Origin of the sequence: Microbacterium sp. ISL-59 (genome assembly GCF_018613945.1) — a bacterium.
GTDB lineage: Bacteria > Actinomycetota > Actinomycetes > Actinomycetales > Microbacteriaceae > Microbacterium > Microbacterium oxydans_B.
On sequence record NZ_JAGGPG010000003.1, the window covers coordinates 47,050 to 62,247 of the forward strand.

The following is a 15,198-nucleotide window of genomic DNA, read 5'->3' on the forward strand; positions in this document are numbered from 1 at the left end:
CCAGGTACCGTCCTCGAGAGGGGAGTGTCATCCCCGCGGCGGATGGACCGGTTCAGGAACGGGGACGGGCCTGGACGCGTGCGGCCATCTCATCGGAAGCGAGGATCGCCTCGTCGATGATCTCGCGCGAAGGTGGCGCCGTCAGCCAATCGTGACTCAGCGAGGCCGGGACGAGCAGCGGCATGCGGTCGTGCAGATCGACGAGGTGGTCGGGAGCGGGCCGCATCACGATCGAATAGCACGTGTACCACTCGCCGTCGGCGGTGCGACCCCGCTGCGTGACCGCCGCCATGCCGAAGAGCGTGCCGTCGTCGATGATGAACTCGTTCCACTGCCGCGAGGGCTTCTGCATCTCGTACCAGCTCGTCGCCGGGACGATCGCCCGCGACTTCGCTCCGCCGGGGCGCTCCTGCAGGCGTTCGGACCGCGTGTTGATCGACGGGAACTTCGCCGGCTCCCCGTTCACGAGGAAGCCCCACCACGCCGGTTCCAGAGTCGGAGCGGCGTCGGGCTGCACGATCACGGGGTTGAGATTGCGGAGGTTCTTCCCGGTCGGACGGATGGTCTCGCCCGCGTTCTCTTCCGCCCAGGCGCGCAGTCCCTCGAGCACCGCATCGTCGGCGGCGGCGAGGACTTCCGCATCGGTGAACCGGGGATCGAGACCATAGCTCGCGCACATGCCGTCAGCGTAGCCCCGGCCGCCGACATCCGTCACGCCCCGGTGAGTCACGGCTCCGATAGGGTCGACTGGTGCCAGAAACCCGTCGACTTCCCGCGCCCCTGGCACTCGGCGGGGCTGTCGCCATCGGCGTCATGACGGCGATCCAGGCCCGGATCAACGGTGTTCTCGGGGTGCGCGTGGATGACGGCATCGTGGCGGGCCTCCTCTCGTTCTCGGTAGGCCTGCTCGCACTGGTTGCCGTGATCTGCTGCATCCCCTCCGCCCGGCGCGGCGTAGGACGCCTCTGGAGCGGCATCCGACACCACAAGATCCCGTTCTGGATGCTGCTGGGCGGGGCGTGCGGAGCCCTCACCGTTTCCACTCAAGGGGTGACCGCAGGGGTCCTCGGCGTCTCGCTGTTCAGCGTCGGCGTCGTCGCGGGACAGACCCTGCACGGACTCGTGCTCGATCGGATCGGGTTCGGTCCGGCGGGCGTCGTCGCGGTCACCCCCGGCCGGGTCGCGGGCGGCGTTCTCGCGCTCGCCGCGGTCGGCATCTCGTTGTCGGGCGACGTGCTCGCCACCGCCCCGCTGTGGATGCTGCTGCTGCCGTTCGCCGCGGGAGTCGGAATCGCGTGGCAGGCGGCCACGAACGGTCGCCTTTCGCAGCGTGTGCAATCGCCGCTCGCCGCGACTCTGATGAGCTTCATCACCGGCACCGTCATCCTGCTGCTCGCGGCCGGAACGAGCATCGCCTTCCGTGGGATGCCCGACGCCCTTCCGGTCGAGCCGTGGCTGTACCTGGGCGGGTTCCTCGGAGCGGCCTACATTCTGCTCGGCGCGTTCATCGTCGCGCACACCGGTGTGCTCCTGATGGGGCTGGGCTCGGTGCTCGGACAGCTTGTGACGTCGGTCGTGATCGACCTGATCTGGCCTCCGGCAGCAGGGCCCGCGCTCTGGCAGGTCGTCGCCATGGTCGTCGTCGCGGTGGCGTCCGTGATCGTCGCCCTTCCGCGCAGACGCCGTCGCTGACGCGCTACTTCTTCTTCGCCTTCTTCGCCCCGGCCTTCGGCATCCGCGTGATCAGCTTGCGGGCATCCACGGCCTTGCGGCGGCCCGGCTTTTTCCCTTCAGGCTTGCCGCCCACATACAGCCAGCCGAGAAGTTCCTCGTTCTTGTCGAGGCCATGGGCCTTGGCGACGGCCTTCGCACGTGTGTAATGGCCCGTGCGCCAGATGACGCCCCAGCCGGCTTCATCGAGGAGCAGGCTCAGCGTGTGCGCGACTCCGGAGGCGACGGCCTCCTGCTCCCACCGCGGAACCTTCTCGCTCTTGCGGTAGCTGGCGACGACCGCGATCAGCAGCGGCGCGCGCAGAGGTTTCGACGACGGGTCTGCGTCTCCCTGTGCCTTGGCGATGGCAGCGCCGAGCGCCTCGCGGTCGGCTCCGCGCAGTTCGATGAGCCGCCATGGGCGGAGCGAGGAGTGATCCGCGACGCGACCGGCTGCGGCGACGAACGTGAGCAGCTCTTCGCGGCTCGGCGCCGTTTCCTCGACCTTCGACCAGGACTGACGCGCGCGGACCGCGTCGAGAGCGCTCACGAGGCGTCGGGGGTGAAGTTCATCGCGATCGAGTTCATGCAGTAGCGATCTCCCGTCGGCGTGCCGAACCCGTCGGGGAACACGTGGCCGAGGTGCGAGCCGCAGTTGGCGCAGCGCACCTCCGTTCGCACCATGCCCAGGCTGTCGTCCTCGATGAGTTCGACCGCATCGGGGCGGATCGACTCGTAGAAGCTCGGCCAGCCGCACCCGGAGTCGAACTTGGTGCCGCTCTTGAAGAGCTCCGCGTTGCATGCCCCGCAGGTGTAGAGGCCTGCGCGCTCCTCATCGAGCAGCTCACCCGTCCAGGCGCGCTCGGTCGCGGCCTGACGCAGCACGGCGTACTGCTCATCGCCGAGCTCGCGGCGCCATTCGTCTTCGGTCTTGTCCACGCTGTACGACATGTGTCCTCCTCAGTCGACTCCATTCTCTCTCGTCGGACGAGGCCTCGGGCGCTGCGCGTCAGAATGGACGGATGACGGATGCCGTGCAGGAGCGCTACGCGCGATTCGCCCGTGACGAGGCTCCGGGGCGGAGCGCGCTCTATGCCGAGTGGGCCGCCGGGGTCGCCGGGGATGAGGAGGTGCGACGGATCCTGCTCCGGATTCCGGAGACGAGGCGCCAGCCGCCGCTGGTGTTCGCCGTCACCCGGCTGCTCGGCGTCCCGCTCGAGTCCTACGCGCGGTGGCGTGCTTTCGTGCTCCGGAATGCGGATGAGGTCGTCGTCGAGTGTGAGCGGAGAACGCTGCAGACGAACGAGCCGCTCCGTCTCGCGGCACTTCTGCCGGTGCTCTCCGAGATCGAGGGGCCGATCGCGCTTCTCGAGATCGGGGCGTCGGCGGGACTCTGCCTCTACCCCGATCGGTACTCGTATCGCTTCACGGGTGAGGCCGGGGAGCTCCGCGCCGCGCTCGACCCGGTCGACGGTGTCTCGACGGTCGTGCTCGAGAGCCGGGTGGCCGGTCCGCTCCCCGCGCTCCGGATGCCGGAGGTGGTGTGGCGCGCCGGGATCGACCTGGCACCGCTCGATGCCGCCGACGAACGCGACCGGCGGTGGCTGCGCGGGCTGGTGTGGCCGGGGGAGTCGGGGCGCGAGGACCGCATCGAGGCTGCTCTCGACATCGCGGCAGGCGCCCCTCCTCTCCTGGTGGAGGGGGACGCCGGCGCGCATCTCGACGCGCTGGCGTCGGCGGCACCGCCGCAGGCGACCCTCGTCATCACCACTCCCGGGGTGCTGGTGCACATCCCCCGGGCGGAGCGGACGGCGCTGATCGCGAGGATCTCGCGCACGGACGCCCGCTGGATCACCATCGATCCGCCTGCGGTGACCGACGCATGGGAGCCGCCGGTCGATGCGGATCGGTGGCCGGGGTTCGTGGTCGCACTCGACGGACGGGTGCGCGCGGCCGCGGATCCGCTCGGGCGATGGTGGGAGTGGCGACCCGGACCACCGGCGGTTGCGTCCTAACCTGGAGCCATGCTCGGAGATCTCACGGAGCGCGATCGCGCGATCCTCGCCCTGGAAGCGGCATGGCCGCGCCACAGCGGGGCGAAGGAAGAGATCATCCGCGCTCAGCTCGGGATGAGCGCGGCACGCTACTACCAGCTGCTCGGACGACTGATCGAGTCCGAAGCCGCTCTCGAATACGATCCGATGCTGGTACGCCGCCTTCGCCGCATCCGCGATTCGCGTGCGAACCGGCGCACGGCACGGCTGCCCGGCTTCGTCGGCTGAGCCTTTTCGGGGCCGCTCTCCGGCGGCGCGCACCTCCAACCCCGCGGCGACACGGATTGACAGGAAGGTGCCGCTAGCATCGAGGGGTGTCAAAGCCCACCCGCGATCGCTTCGATGATGCTCCCCGTACGTCCGGACGGGTGGGAGCACACCGTGCCGAAGCGCCGGGGATGAACGGCTGGGTCGTGCTGCTCTGGTCGTTCGTGGCTGCACTCGTCCTCATCATCGCCGGCATCTTCGGCTCGCTGGTGGTCATGGGCCGTGTCTCGCTGTTCCCTGACGCGGCGCCGAGCGCTGTTCCGACGCCGGAGGAGACGGGGATCGTCGACCCCAGCATCTCGGTCATGATCCTGAACGGCACGCCCGACGAGGGCGCCGACACGCGTATGCGCGACACGCTCATCAACAACGGCTGGGCGGCCGACAACGTCTTCGCGGGCGACAGTTCCAGTCAGGATTTCGCCAACACGACCGTGTTCTACGTCGAAGAGGCGGACGAGCTCGCAGCCGTCGGCCTGGCGGATCTCCTCGGCGGTGCGGCCGTGCAGCAGAGCGACTACTACTCCGGTCAGACGGAGGACGGACAGAAGCAGTTCACGGTCGTGATCGGTCTCGATCGGTCGACCTCGGCGCCCGAGACGCCCGAAGAGACTCCAGCCTCCTGACGTCGGGATACGCCCCACCTCCGGCGGCTTGCACTCGAAGGTGTCGAGTGCCAGAATGGCGTTAGCACTCTCACACTCTGAGTGCTAAACCCAACGTCTACGTCCAGGAGGGACGAAAAAACTCATGGCAAAGATCATTGCTTTCGATGAGGAGGCCCGCCGCGGCCTCGAGCGCGGCCTCAACATCCTCGCCGACGCGGTCAAGGTGACCCTCGGCCCGCGCGGTCGCAACGTCGTCCTCGAGAAGAAGTGGGGCGCTCCCACGATCACGAACGACGGTGTCTCCATCGCCAAGGAGATCGAGCTGGACGACCCGTACGAGAAGATCGGCGCGGAGCTCGTCAAGGAGGTCGCGAAGAAGACCGACGACGTCGCGGGTGACGGCACCACCACCGCCACGGTCCTCGCACAGGCTCTGGTCCGCGAGGGCCTGCGCAACGTCGCAGCCGGCGCCGACCCCATCTCGCTCAAGCGCGGCATCGAGAAGGCCGTCGCCGCGATCACCGAGGAGCTCCTGTCGAGCGCCAAGGAGATCGACTCCAAGGAGCAGATCGCCGCCACGGCGTCCATCTCCGCTGCAGACCCGGCGATCGGCGAGCTCATCGCCGAGGCGATCGACAAGGTCGGCAAGGAAGGCGTCGTCACCGTCGAGGAGTCGCAGACGTTCGGCACCGAGCTCGAGCTCACCGAGGGCATGCGTTTCGACAAGGGCTACCTGAACCCGTACTTCGTCACGGACCCGGAGCGCCAGGAAGCCGTCTTCGAGGACGCCTACATCCTCATCGCGAACCAGAAGATCTCCAGCATCAAGGACCTTCTGCCCATCGTCGACAAGGTGATCCAGGACGGCAAGGAGCTCGTCATCATCGCCGAGGACGTCGAGGGCGAGGCTCTCGCGACGCTCGTGCTGAACAAGCTCAAGGGCATCTTCAAGTCGGTCGCCGTCAAGGCTCCCGGCTTCGGTGACCGCCGCAAGGCGCAGCTGCAGGACATCGCGATCCTCACCGGTGGTCAGGTCATCACCGAAGAGGTCGGCCTCAAGCTCGAGAACGCCACGCTCGACCTGCTCGGCCGTGCGCGCAAGGTCATCGTCACCAAGGACGAGACCACGATCGTCGAGGGTGCTGGCGAGGCGGAGCAGATCGAGGGTCGCGTCACGCAGATCCGTCGCGAGATCGAGAACACCGACAGCGACTACGACCGCGAGAAGCTGCAGGAGCGTCTGGCGAAGCTCGCCGGTGGCGTCGCCGTCATCAAGGCGGGCGCGGCCACCGAGGTCGAGCTCAAGGAGCGCAAGCACCGCATCGAAGACGCCGTCCGCAACGCGAAGGCAGCCGTCGAAGAGGGCATCGTCCCCGGCGGTGGCGTCGCGTTGATCCAGTCCGGCACCAAGGCTCTCGACAGCCTGACGCTGACGGGTGACGAGGCGACCGGTGCGAACATCGTCCGCGTGGCGATCGAGGCTCCGCTCAAGCAGATCGCGCTCAACGCCGGTCTCGAGCCGGGCGTCGTCGCGAACAAGGTCTCCGAGCTCCCCGCGGGCCAGGGCCTCAACGCGGCTACGGGTGAGTACGTCGACATGTTCGCTGCCGGAATCATCGACCCGGCCAAGGTGACCCGCTCGGCGCTGCAGAACGCAGCCTCGATCGCGGCTCTCTTCCTCACCACCGAGGTCGTCGTGGCTGACAAGCCCGAGAAGGCTGCTGCTCCGATGGGTGACCCGTCGGGCGGCATGGACTTCTGATCCAGCCCTCATGACAGAACGCCCCCGGCTCCGGCCGGGGGCGTTCTGCGTTTTGTATCAGGCGGGGCTCAGCGGAACAGGCTCGCCGAGTACTGGTCGGCATCCGCGTACTGCGAGGCTGCCGATCCGAGTGAGGTTCCGATCGAATCGAGCACCTGTTCGACATGGAGCTGAGCGCCCTGCCACTGCTCCGCGCAGCCCTGGAAGGCAGTGGAGGCGCTGCCGACCCACGAGGACTGCAGCTGCCGCAACTGCGACATGAGCGTGGCCGACTCGGCCTGCAGCCGTTCGATAGTGGCTCTGGTTGCCCCGTGCGCGGCGTGGACGGCTTCGGTGTCGACGGTGAAGACGGACATGAGAACTCCTTCTGTTGGAGTTCCGACGCTAAGCGGACCACCCCCGCATCCTCCGTCCCGTAGCGACCTGCACACGGCGGGTGTGCAGAACCGCGCCCCACGGCGGGTCGTGCAGAGCCGTCAGGGCAGATCGAGCCGTTCCAGGGGCTGGGTGTCCTCGAGAAGGTGCTCGGGCGTCGCGCGGGCGGGCGCGAGGGGAAGCGTGACCGTGAACGTCGCTCCACCGCCCGGAGTCTCCGAGACGTCGACGCCGCCGTGCAGCGCTTTCATGATCGACGCGACGATCGCGAGCCCGAGGCCGGAACCGCCGGTCTCCCGTGCGCGGGAGGTGTCGGCGCGCCAGAAGCGCTCGAAGATCTGCTCCCTGATCTGCGGGGGGATGCCCTCGCCGTGGTCCACGATCGAGATGCTGCCGGTGCCGTGTACCCGGTCCGAATCGACGACGATCTCGATCGGGCCGTCCTCGGGGGAGAAGCGACGGGCGTTGCCCAGCAGGTTCGTCACGACCTGGCGCACCTTGTTCTCTTCGCCGAGAACGATCGGCGGGGTTCGCACGGGGATGTCGGGGATCTCGGTGAAGTCGATCGCGGGTGCCGGATCCGGCTGCCGCGGACGACGACGCAGGCGTGAAAGCGCGGTGCGGGAGAGTCCTCGTGCGGGCGGCGCGGTCGGCTGATCCGGTTGCGGAGCAGCCGAGTCCTGCAGGCGGATGGGCGACATCGCCTCGACCGTGCGATCGATCACCGTCACGGTCCGGCCCGGTGCTGCGGCGCGCAGATCGAGTGCGGCGTCCCGGGCGATCGGGCGCAGGTCGAGCGCGACGATCTCGGGCTCACGCTCCTCGTCCAGACGTGCGAGCGCGAGGAGGTCTTCGACCAGGACGCCCATGCGGATGGCCTCTTTCTCGATGCGCTCCATGGCCCTGGCGGTGTCTTCCTCGCCCTTGATCGCCCCCATGCGATAGAGCTCGGCATAGCCGCGCACGCTCACCAACGGCGTGCGCAGCTCATGGCTCGCGTCCCCGATGAATCGCCGCATGTGCTGGACGCTGCGGTCGCGCTGCGCGAGTGAGCCGTCCACGCGATCCAGCATCGTGTTGATCGCCGTGTTCAGACGCCCGACCTCGGTGGTCGGTTCGAGGTCGGTCAACCGCTGCCGGAAGTCGCCTGCCGCGATGGACATGGCCGTCGCCTCCACCTGCCCGAGCCGGCGGAACGTGAGCGTGACGAGCCCCCTGGTGAGGAGCGCCGCGATGAGGATCGTGATCAGCGCGATCGTGATGTAGATGCCGAAGTACTGGCTGATGATGCGGTCGGCGGGCGCAAGCGGCAACGCGACCAGTTGGATGCGCAGGGCACCGCCCTCCGACCCCACCACCGCGACTGCCCCGTGGAAGACGCTGCCGTCGGCGCCGGGGATCTCGATCGGAATCTGATCGGTATCGGCGGTCGCCTTGGCGAGTGAGTATTCGGAGGGGAAGAGCGGGGCCTGGCCCGATGTGCCTCGCGCAGTGGCACGGAGAACCCCTGTCGCGTCGTAGATCGCGAAGGAGAAGTCCCGCGGCTGCTCCTCACGCGGGGCGTAGCTCGTGACGCCGTCGACCGTCGTGGCGTCGAAGTACCGCTCGACCAGATCGCTGGTGACCAGTGCGGGCAGTTGTGCATCGATGTTGGCGACGAGCGCGTTGCGCAGGATCGGAACGGTTCCGAGTCCCGCGACGAGAAGACCGAGAGCGAGCACCGCCACCGTGACGCCGGTGACCTTCGCGCGCAGGCTGATGCGACGCCACCAGGCGGTGACCGCGTCGGGCTTGTGCGCCATGCGGTCCTCCTCAGGCGTTCACAGCGCCGCAAGGCGGCGCCGATGGTCGGTGGCCGGTCGTCAGACCGACTTGCCGACCTTGAGCATGTATCCGAACCCGCGCTTGGTCTGGATGAGCGACTCCTCGGTGTGCGGGTCGATCTTGCGACGCAGGTACGAGATGTAGCTCTCGACGATGCCGGCATCGCCGTTGAAGTCGTACTCCCAGACATGATCGAGGATCTGCGCCTTCGACAGCACGCGATTGGGATTGAGCATCAGGTAGCGCAGCAGCTTGAACTCGGTCGGGCTGAGCTCGATCGGCTCCTTGCCCACGTGGACATCGTGCGTGTCCTGATCCATCGACAGCTCACCGGCGCGGATGATCGACTCCTCGTCGGCCTGCATCGTGCGCCGCAGGATCGCCTGCGCCCTCGCGACGATCTCGTCGAGGCTGAACGGCTTGGTGACGTAGTCGTCGCCGCCGGCGTTGAGGCCCTCGATCTTGTCTTCGGTGCCGTCCTTCGCCGTGAGGAACAGGATCGGAGCGGTGAACCCGGCGCCGCGGAGACGCTTGGTGACGCTGAACCCGTTCATGTCGGGGAGCATGACGTCGAGGATGATCAGGTCCGGCTCCTCTTCGAGGACGGCCGAGATCGTGGCGGCGCCGTTGGCCACCGTCTTCACCTGGAATCCGGCGAAGCTGAGACCCGTCGAGAGCAGGTCACGGATGTTGGGTTCGTCGTCGACGACCAGGATGCGCGGAGCAGTCATGTCCCCATTATGGTGACTTCGGCCATGCAGATGCTGACTATTGTCCGGAACGGCGCGGAGTCGCGCACCTCCGCATCGTTGAGAGGATGGGAGCATGAGCTCGAACGAGGACGCCTCCGCCGCCCCCGCATCCGCCATCGCTCCGGCCGCGCCGCCGCGCGGCGAGGAGATCCCGTACCACCGGCTGGCACGCCTGCGACCGAGGTATCGCTGGTGGCGGATGCTCGTGACCGGAATCGTCGGAGTGGCGCTCTACGTGGCGATCCTGTTCCTCCTGATCGTGCCGCTCGTCGTCGCCTCGCTGCTCGTACCGGGGTGGGGAGCCGAGATGCAGGTTCTGCTCACGACGGTGCAGTACTTCGACCTCGACCGCCCGTGGCTCTTCCTCGCACTGGTGCTGCCGCTGATCCTGATGATCCCCGCGCTCCTGCTCGCGTCGCGCATCGTCGAGGGCCGCGGCGTCGGCCTGCTTTCCTCTGTCACCGGGAGGCTGCGGATGGGGTGGCTCGGCCGGAGCCTGCTGCTGGCACTCGGGGTGTTCGTCGTCTACTTCGCGGTCGTGCTCGGCGGGGCGGCCGCTACGGGCGAGTCGATCGTCGTCGACTTCTCGCACCCGTCGCTGTGGGTCATGGTGCTCCTCGTGCTGCTACTCATCCCGTTGCAGGCCGCCGCGGAGGAGTACGTGTTCCGCGGCTATCTGATGCAGCTCGTCGGTGGGTGGTTGCGGCATCCGGCCTTCGCCATCCTGCTTCCGGTCCCGCTGTTCGTGCTCGCGCACGGCTACGACATCTGGGGTGCCGCGAGCGTGGGCATGTTCGCGATCGTCGCCGCGTGGCTGACCTGGCGCACGGGCGGTCTGGAAGCGGCGATCTCCCTGCACATCGTGAACAACGCGCTCATCTTCCTGCTCGGCACCGTCAGCCTCGTCGATGCCAACGCCACCACGGGAACGCCCGTCGATCTGCTCGCGTCGACGGTCGCGATGGTCGTCTATGCGCTGCTCGCCGACCGGTGGGCGGGCAGGCTCGGTATCGCCCGTACCGCTAGCAGGGCGACGGGCGCCGGCGTCGGAAGCGGAACCCACTACCTGAACAGGACGCTGCACGGCTGAGCCGTACGGCCGCCGGACGACGGCTCAGGCCGCGATCGCGTCCGAATCCATGATCGTGTAGCTGTATCCCTGCTCGGCCAGGAATCGCTGGCGGTTCTGCGCATAGTCCTGGTCGATGGTGTCGCGCGCGACGAGCGTGTAGAAGCTCGCGGTGTGTCCGGACTGCTTGGGGCGCAGCAGTCGACCGAGTCGCTGCGCCTCTTCCTGGCGGGATCCGAACGAGCCGGACACCTGGATGGCGACCGAGGCCTCAGGCAGGTCGATGGAGAAGTTCGCGACCTTCGACACGACGAGGAGCGAGATCTCGCCCTCGCGGAAGGCGCGGTAGAGCTCCTCTCGCTCGTCGATCGGGGTCGCACCCGTGATCTGGGGAGCGTCCAATGCCGTCGACAGGGACTCGAGCTGGTCGAGGTACTGTCCGATCACGAGGATGCGCTCGCCCTCATGCTTCGCGATCAGCTCTCGCACCGCCTTGACCTTGGCCGGAGCGGATGCGGCGAGTCGGTACCGTTCGTCGTCGGTCGCCGCAGCGTATTCGAGCCGGTCGCTCGGCGGAAGGTCGACGCGCACCTCGTAGCAGGCGGCAGGGGAGATGAAGCCCTGTGCCTCGATCTGCTTCCACGGTGCGTCGAAGCGCTTGGGTCCGATCAGGCTGAACACGTCGCCCTCGCGGCCGTCCTCGCGAACGAGGGTCGCGGTGAGTCCGATGCGGCGGCGGGCCTGGAGGTCGGCCGTGAGCTTGAACACCGGCGCCGGCAGCAGGTGGACCTCGTCGTAGACGATGAGACCCCAGTCGAGCGCGTCCAGCAGGGCGAGGTGAGCGTACTCGCCCTTCCGCTTGGCGGTGAGGATCTGGTAGGTCGCGATCGTGACGGGCTTGACCTCTTTGGCCTGGCCCGAGTATTCGCCGATCTCTTCGGGAGTGAGGCTCGTGCGCTTCAGCAGCTCGTCGCGCCACTGCCGTGCGGAGACGGTGTTGGTGACGAGGATCAGCGTGGTGGTCTTGGTGGCCGCCATCGCGCCGGCGCCGACGATCGTCTTGCCCGCGCCGCAGGGCAGCACCACGACGCCCGACCCGTCCTTCGAGAAGGCGTCGACAGCATCCTGCTGGTACGGACGGATGTGCCAGCCGTCCTCGGCGAGATCGATCTCGTGCGGAGTGCCCGGCGTGTAACCGGCGAGATCCTCGGCCGGCCAGCCGATCTTGAGCAGTTCCTGCTTGATCTGCCCGCGCGCCCAGGCATCCACCACGAAGACCTCGGGAGTCGGATGCCCGATCAGGAGGGGCTGAATGCGCTTGTTGTTCGCGACCTGAGCCAGCACGGCGGGGTCGGAAGAGCGCAGGATGAGGGTTCCCTCGTCGTCGCGCTCGATGACCAGTCGGCCGTAGCGGTTCACGGTCTCGCGCAGGTCGACGGAAACCGACGGCGGAACAGGGAAGCGCGACCAGCGATCGAGCGTCTCCAGCATGTCCTCCGCGGTGTGCCCGGCGGCGCGCGCGTTCCACAGTCCGAGGCGGGTGATCCGGTAGGTGTGGATGTGCTCGGGGGCTCGTTCCAACTCGGCGAAGATCGCGAGTTCGTGGCGGGCGCTCTCGGCGTCGGCGTGGGCGACTTCGAGCAGCACGGTGCGATCGCTCTGGACGATCAGGGGGCCATCAGACATAGCTGTCCAGTTTACCGGTCGCGAGAGGCACTCGGCCTACGGCGCGACGATCGTCGCTGCGAGGATGCTCTTCACCGGGAGCGTGCGCTCGACGTCGGCTGCACGGTCGCGGCCGCGAAGACGGCCACCACCCATCCCCGTGGCCTCGAGGAGGAGTTCTCGGGTGGAGCCGTCCGGCATCCCGACGGTGACCTGGAGGACGGACTTCGCGCGCACCGCCGCCTCGAGCTCTCGGTCGAGCCAGGCGGCGTCGGCATCCGGTCCCTGATGGGAACGCAGGCGCGTGATGAGCGGGGTCAGGTCCAGGGCGTCCAGGTCGGGCAGCGCCGCCGGGGCTGCGGGGTGGCGTTCGCGCACGAGGAGGGCGCCATCGGCACCGACCAGCGTCGCCGGATACCTCGCGTCGGTGAGCGCCCAGTACACCGTCTCGCGGCCGACGCGGGTGGTGAGCGACCCGACATGCAGGGCGAGTGCGAGCGGTCGCAGGGACTGGTCGACGGCCATCGCCTGGATGAGGTGCGAATCCGTGCTCTCGATCCGCGTGCGGCCGGTCTCCTCGTCCGTGAACACGCGGACCAGGCCGTGCCGTTGCGCGGTCTGCGCGATCAGGTAGCCGAGCGGCTGCGGGATGCCGGTGAGAGAGAGGGAGCCGAGGAAGTCGAGGATCGATTGCTCGGTCTCGCCGGCGACGAACGCGTGCGCCACCGATTCTGCGGTGAACCGGTACGACGAGGCCTGGGCCGCTGACTCGCGGGCGGCGATCGTGCGCAGGCGCACGTCGAGTGCGGGCTCCAACGGACCGGGCGCGATCGCCGTGAGGTCGTTCTGCAGGAAGATGCGGTCCACTTCGGCCGGCAGCAGCCGCACGAGGGTCCGCGGGTCGGCGGCACCTCCGCTGCGCAGTCCGACCGCCCACTCCGGTTCGCTGCCGTCTTCGGCGATCAGCCCGAGCAGTCGCGCCGCCTCGTGAAGGACGCGGGCGCGCTCGGTCCACGCCGGATCCCACGGATGCGCGCCGCGCCATGACTGTGGCGGAATCCACCCGCCGTCGGGAGAGCGGACACCACGCGGCAGGGCATCGCGGAACGCCGTCGCCAGCACGCTCCAGCGCTCGACCGCCGAGGAGCGCAGCCAGGCCTCCGCAGATTGACTCGATCGCAGTCGGCGGTCCGCCGCGACCGCGAGCCCGGACTCGAGCGCGATCGACACCAGCGTGTCCACGATCTCCACCGGGACACCGGCTTCGCCGAGCTGGCGCTTCTCGCCGGCGTTCACCCCGCCGCCGGTGAGCAGCGAGAACGGATTCTCCCTCGCGACGAGAAGGAGGTCTGCGAGCACGGCGACCGTCGTGAACGCACGCTCTGCGGCGTGGGCCGATGCCGTCTCGGAGGAGGGGCCGGCGATCGGCTGACCTGTCGGGACGTCCGGAACCGGCCGCCCCGCGAGCGCAGCGGCCACGGGGGGATACGGGGTGCCGTCCGCACGAAGCAGCGCGAGCGCCGTCAGGCTCTCTTGCTGGATCCCGGCGCCCACGCCCGACGCCGCGTTCATCAGCGACTTCGCCTCGGCGGCGGTCAGTGAGGGGAGGACCTTCGACAGAGAGGCGGGGTCGAGGAGGGCCTCGGCGGCGTCGAAGAAGTCCTGCCAGGCGACGTCCGGTCGCACACGGCGAGCCGTGAGCAGTCGTCGGAGGTCATCGTCGCTCGCCTCCGACAGCCAATCCGCCAGCGGTCGCGCGTGAGTGCTCATGGCCGATGCCTCACGAACGCGAAGACGCGCGGCCCTTTCGGATGAAGCTCATCGTGAGCAGCGTGATGATCATCACGAAGGCGAGAGGCAGGCCCCAGTAGGGGATCGCTGCGATGAGAGGCCACGCACCATGGCCGAAAGCCTCTTGATCCATGCCTATCCAGGTGCCGATGATGATGGCGAAGAAGCAGATCACCGCGGCAGCAGCGATTCCGAGCGCGCCGAAGGCCAGGAAGCGATCCACCCGACGGATGGTGACCTCCGGCTCGGAATTCTGCGTGCTCATCCGTCCCAGCCTACTCGTACTGCGCCCATCGGATCCGCGGGCCCCGCGACCGGTAGGCTGGGTGGACGCGCACGAGCGCGCCCACTGTTCTGCATATCGATCTCAGCGAGGTTCTCCCATGCCCACCGGCAAGGTCAGGTTCTACGACGAAGACAAGGGTTTCGGCTTCATCGCCAGCGATGACGGCCAGGACGTCTTCCTGCACGCCTCAGCGATGCCCACCGGCACCGCTGTGAAGGCGGGTGCGCGCGTGGAGTTCGGCGTCGCCGATGGCAAGCGCGGTCTCCAGGCGCTGTCGGTGCGTGTGCTCGAAGCGCCGCCCAGCCTGTCGAAGGCCAAGCGGAAGCCGGCCGATGACATGGCGATCATCGTCGAAGACCTCGTCAAGCTGCTCGACGGCATCGGCGGAGATCTGCGCCGCGGGCGCTACCCCGCTTCCGGACACGGCCGCAAGATCGCTGCCGTCCTGCGCAAGGTCGCTGATGACCTCGAAGCCTGACGCCGACGCGCGTCTCCTCGGCGCCCACGATCTCGCCCTCGCAGCCCTGGGCGAGATCACTCCCGCGTCCTCGGTCGGTCCCGCAGCCGGGTACCTCATCGAAGAAGACGGCTCGGTGTCGCTGCGGTTCGAGAACCGCTTGGCAGGCTACCCCGGCTGGTACTGGACCGTGACCGTCGCGCAGGTCGACGACGAGGATCCCACGGTCCTCGAGCTCGAGCTTCTGCCCGGCGACGGCGCCCTTCTGGCACCGGATTGGGTGCCCTGGGCCGAACGCCTGGCCGAGTACCGTGCGCATCAGGTGGAACTCGCGGAGGCTGCGGCCGCCGCGGGTGACGAGAGCGCCGACGATGCCGACGATCTCGATGATGACGATGTCCTCGACGACGACGTCCTCGACGACGACGAGCTCGACGACGATGACGATGACCGTGCCGCGGACATCCTGCACGCGGGCGACCTCGACGGGGTCGACATCGACGAGCTCGACGAATCCTCCGACGACGACGCCGACGCCCTGGATGCGGACGCCGACGAGGTCGACGAGGAGGAGTGAT

At 68.4% G+C, this 15,198-nt stretch carries 17 protein-coding genes; 8 read left to right on the top strand and 9 right to left on the bottom strand.

Features of this window, described 5'->3' with window-relative positions; translation table 11 throughout:
- Nucleotides 1-52 precede the first annotated feature (52 nt).
- On the bottom strand, nt 53-679 hold the full coding sequence (locus J7E45_RS13250; protein ID WP_215069881.1) for an SOS response-associated peptidase family protein: 627 nt from the start codon (nt 677-679) through the stop codon (nt 53-55).
- Nucleotides 680-780: 101 nt separating this feature from the next.
- On the opposite strand from J7E45_RS13250, the gene J7E45_RS13255 reads away from it, so the two are divergent.
- Nucleotides 781-1,692 carry a DMT family transporter gene (locus J7E45_RS13255; protein WP_167635078.1) on the top strand — a complete coding sequence of 304 codons (912 nt, stop codon included), beginning with the start codon at nt 781-783 and terminating at the stop codon, nt 1,690-1,692.
- 4 nt (nt 1,693-1,696) lie between these two features.
- On the opposite strand, the gene J7E45_RS13260 is transcribed toward J7E45_RS13255, so the two are convergent.
- Together J7E45_RS13260 and msrB are read right to left on the bottom strand one after the other, a co-directional pair.
- Nucleotides 1,697-2,260 carry a nitroreductase family protein gene (locus tag J7E45_RS13260; protein ID WP_091029082.1) on the bottom strand — a complete coding sequence of 188 codons (564 nt, stop codon included), beginning with the start codon at nt 2,258-2,260 and terminating at the stop codon, nt 1,697-1,699.
- Nucleotides 2,257-2,661, bottom strand: coding sequence for a peptide-methionine (R)-S-oxide reductase MsrB (msrB, locus tag J7E45_RS13265; protein WP_029262749.1), 405 nt, complete (start codon nt 2,659-2,661; stop codon nt 2,257-2,259). Before msrB ends, J7E45_RS13260 begins: the two co-directional genes overlap by 4 nt.
- 71 nt (nt 2,662-2,732) lie before the next feature.
- On the opposite strand from msrB, the gene J7E45_RS13270 reads away from it, so the two are divergent.
- The 4 genes from J7E45_RS13270 (at nt 2,733) to groL (ending at nt 6,401) form a co-directional block, all read left to right on the top strand.
- The gene (locus J7E45_RS13270) at nt 2,733-3,725 is read left to right on the top strand and encodes a DUF2332 domain-containing protein (protein ID WP_215069883.1); all 993 of its coding nucleotides are present in this window, start codon (nt 2,733-2,735) and stop codon (nt 3,723-3,725) included.
- Nucleotides 3,726-3,734: 9 nt separating this feature from the next.
- Complete coding sequence (locus J7E45_RS13275) at nt 3,735-3,992, top strand: DUF3263 domain-containing protein (RefSeq protein WP_091029088.1); 258 nt, start codon at nt 3,735-3,737, stop codon at nt 3,990-3,992.
- Between the two features lie 86 nt (nt 3,993-4,078).
- Nucleotides 4,079-4,657, top strand: a complete 579-nt coding sequence (locus J7E45_RS13280) for a LytR C-terminal domain-containing protein (RefSeq protein ID WP_308162128.1) — start codon at nt 4,079-4,081, stop codon at nt 4,655-4,657.
- Nucleotides 4,658-4,781: 124 nt separating this feature from the next.
- Entirely contained in the window at nt 4,782-6,401 is a 1,620-nt protein-coding gene (gene groL, locus J7E45_RS13285; RefSeq protein ID WP_091029093.1) for a chaperonin GroEL, read from the top strand.
- A 68-nt stretch (nt 6,402-6,469) separates the two neighbouring features.
- Here groL and J7E45_RS13290 read toward each other — a convergent pair whose 3' ends face one another.
- The 3 genes from J7E45_RS13290 to J7E45_RS13300 form a co-directional block, all read right to left on the bottom strand.
- Entirely contained in the window at nt 6,470-6,757 is a 288-nt protein-coding gene (locus tag J7E45_RS13290) for a WXG100 family type VII secretion target (RefSeq protein ID WP_091029097.1), read from the bottom strand.
- Between the two features lie 120 nt (nt 6,758-6,877).
- Nucleotides 6,878-8,578 (bottom strand): HAMP domain-containing sensor histidine kinase, encoded by a 1,701-nt coding sequence (locus tag J7E45_RS13295; protein ID WP_091029101.1) that lies wholly within the window; start codon nt 8,576-8,578, stop codon nt 6,878-6,880.
- Between the two features lie 60 nt (nt 8,579-8,638).
- Entirely contained in the window at nt 8,639-9,331 is a 693-nt protein-coding gene (locus J7E45_RS13300; RefSeq protein WP_029262742.1) for a response regulator transcription factor, read from the bottom strand.
- 94 nt (nt 9,332-9,425) lie between these two features.
- Between J7E45_RS13300 and J7E45_RS13305 the strand changes: the two genes are divergently transcribed.
- Nucleotides 9,426-10,442, top strand: a complete 1,017-nt coding sequence (locus J7E45_RS13305) for a CPBP family intramembrane glutamic endopeptidase (RefSeq protein ID WP_215069885.1) — start codon at nt 9,426-9,428, stop codon at nt 10,440-10,442.
- 24 nt (nt 10,443-10,466) lie between these two features.
- On the opposite strand, the gene J7E45_RS13310 is transcribed toward J7E45_RS13305, so the two are convergent.
- The 3 genes from J7E45_RS13310 to J7E45_RS13320 are packed head-to-tail and all read right to left on the bottom strand — an operon-like array spanning nt 10,467 to nt 14,142.
- Entirely contained in the window at nt 10,467-12,107 is a 1,641-nt protein-coding gene (locus tag J7E45_RS13310; RefSeq protein WP_091029109.1) for a DNA repair helicase XPB, read from the bottom strand.
- Nucleotides 12,108-12,143: 36 nt separating this feature from the next.
- Nucleotides 12,144-13,856 (bottom strand): helicase-associated domain-containing protein, encoded by a 1,713-nt coding sequence (locus J7E45_RS13315; RefSeq protein ID WP_215069887.1) that lies wholly within the window; start codon nt 13,854-13,856, stop codon nt 12,144-12,146.
- Nucleotides 13,857-13,866: 10 nt separating this feature from the next.
- Nucleotides 13,867-14,142 carry a multidrug ABC transporter ATPase gene (locus tag J7E45_RS13320; protein ID WP_215069890.1) on the bottom strand — a complete coding sequence of 92 codons (276 nt, stop codon included), beginning with the start codon at nt 14,140-14,142 and terminating at the stop codon, nt 13,867-13,869.
- A 118-nt stretch (nt 14,143-14,260) separates the two neighbouring features.
- Here J7E45_RS13320 and J7E45_RS13325 point away from each other — a divergent pair, with 118 nt between their 5' ends.
- Both J7E45_RS13325 and J7E45_RS13330 read left to right on the top strand, forming a co-directional pair.
- Complete coding sequence (locus J7E45_RS13325; protein ID WP_029262737.1) at nt 14,261-14,641, top strand: cold-shock protein; 381 nt, start codon at nt 14,261-14,263, stop codon at nt 14,639-14,641.
- Nucleotides 14,625-15,197 (top strand): DUF3027 domain-containing protein, encoded by a 573-nt coding sequence (locus J7E45_RS13330; RefSeq protein WP_215069892.1) that lies wholly within the window; start codon nt 14,625-14,627, stop codon nt 15,195-15,197. Before J7E45_RS13325 ends, J7E45_RS13330 begins: the two co-directional genes overlap by 17 nt.
- Nucleotide 15,198 lies beyond the last annotated feature (1 nt).

Coding starts and splice junctions, on each gene's coding strand:
- J7E45_RS13310 (WP_091029109.1), bottom strand. CDS start 12,107: ATGTCTGATGGCCCCCTGATCGTCCAGAGCGATCGCACCGTGCTGCTC.
- J7E45_RS13330 (WP_215069892.1), top strand. CDS start 14,625: ATGACCTCGAAGCCTGACGCCGACGCGCGTCTCCTCGGCGCCCACGAT.
- msrB (WP_029262749.1), bottom strand. CDS start 2,661: ATGTCGTACAGCGTGGACAAGACCGAAGACGAATGGCGCCGCGAGCTC.
- J7E45_RS13305 (WP_215069885.1), top strand. CDS start 9,426: ATGAGCTCGAACGAGGACGCCTCCGCCGCCCCCGCATCCGCCATCGCT.
- J7E45_RS13270 (WP_215069883.1), top strand. CDS start 2,733: ATGACGGATGCCGTGCAGGAGCGCTACGCGCGATTCGCCCGTGACGAG.
- J7E45_RS13290 (WP_091029097.1), bottom strand. CDS start 6,757: ATGTCCGTCTTCACCGTCGACACCGAAGCCGTCCACGCCGCGCACGGG.
- J7E45_RS13320 (WP_215069890.1), bottom strand. CDS start 14,142: ATGAGCACGCAGAATTCCGAGCCGGAGGTCACCATCCGTCGGGTGGAT.
- J7E45_RS13250 (WP_215069881.1), bottom strand. CDS start 679: ATGTGCGCGAGCTATGGTCTCGATCCCCGGTTCACCGATGCGGAAGTC.
- groL (WP_091029093.1), top strand. CDS start 4,782: ATGGCAAAGATCATTGCTTTCGATGAGGAGGCCCGCCGCGGCCTCGAG.
- J7E45_RS13295 (WP_091029101.1), bottom strand. CDS start 8,578: ATGGCGCACAAGCCCGACGCGGTCACCGCCTGGTGGCGTCGCATCAGC.
- J7E45_RS13275 (WP_091029088.1), top strand. CDS start 3,735: ATGCTCGGAGATCTCACGGAGCGCGATCGCGCGATCCTCGCCCTGGAA.
- J7E45_RS13315 (WP_215069887.1), bottom strand. CDS start 13,856: ATGAGCACTCACGCGCGACCGCTGGCGGATTGGCTGTCGGAGGCGAGC.
- J7E45_RS13300 (WP_029262742.1), bottom strand. CDS start 9,331: ATGACTGCTCCGCGCATCCTGGTCGTCGACGACGAACCCAACATCCGT.
- J7E45_RS13325 (WP_029262737.1), top strand. CDS start 14,261: ATGCCCACCGGCAAGGTCAGGTTCTACGACGAAGACAAGGGTTTCGGC.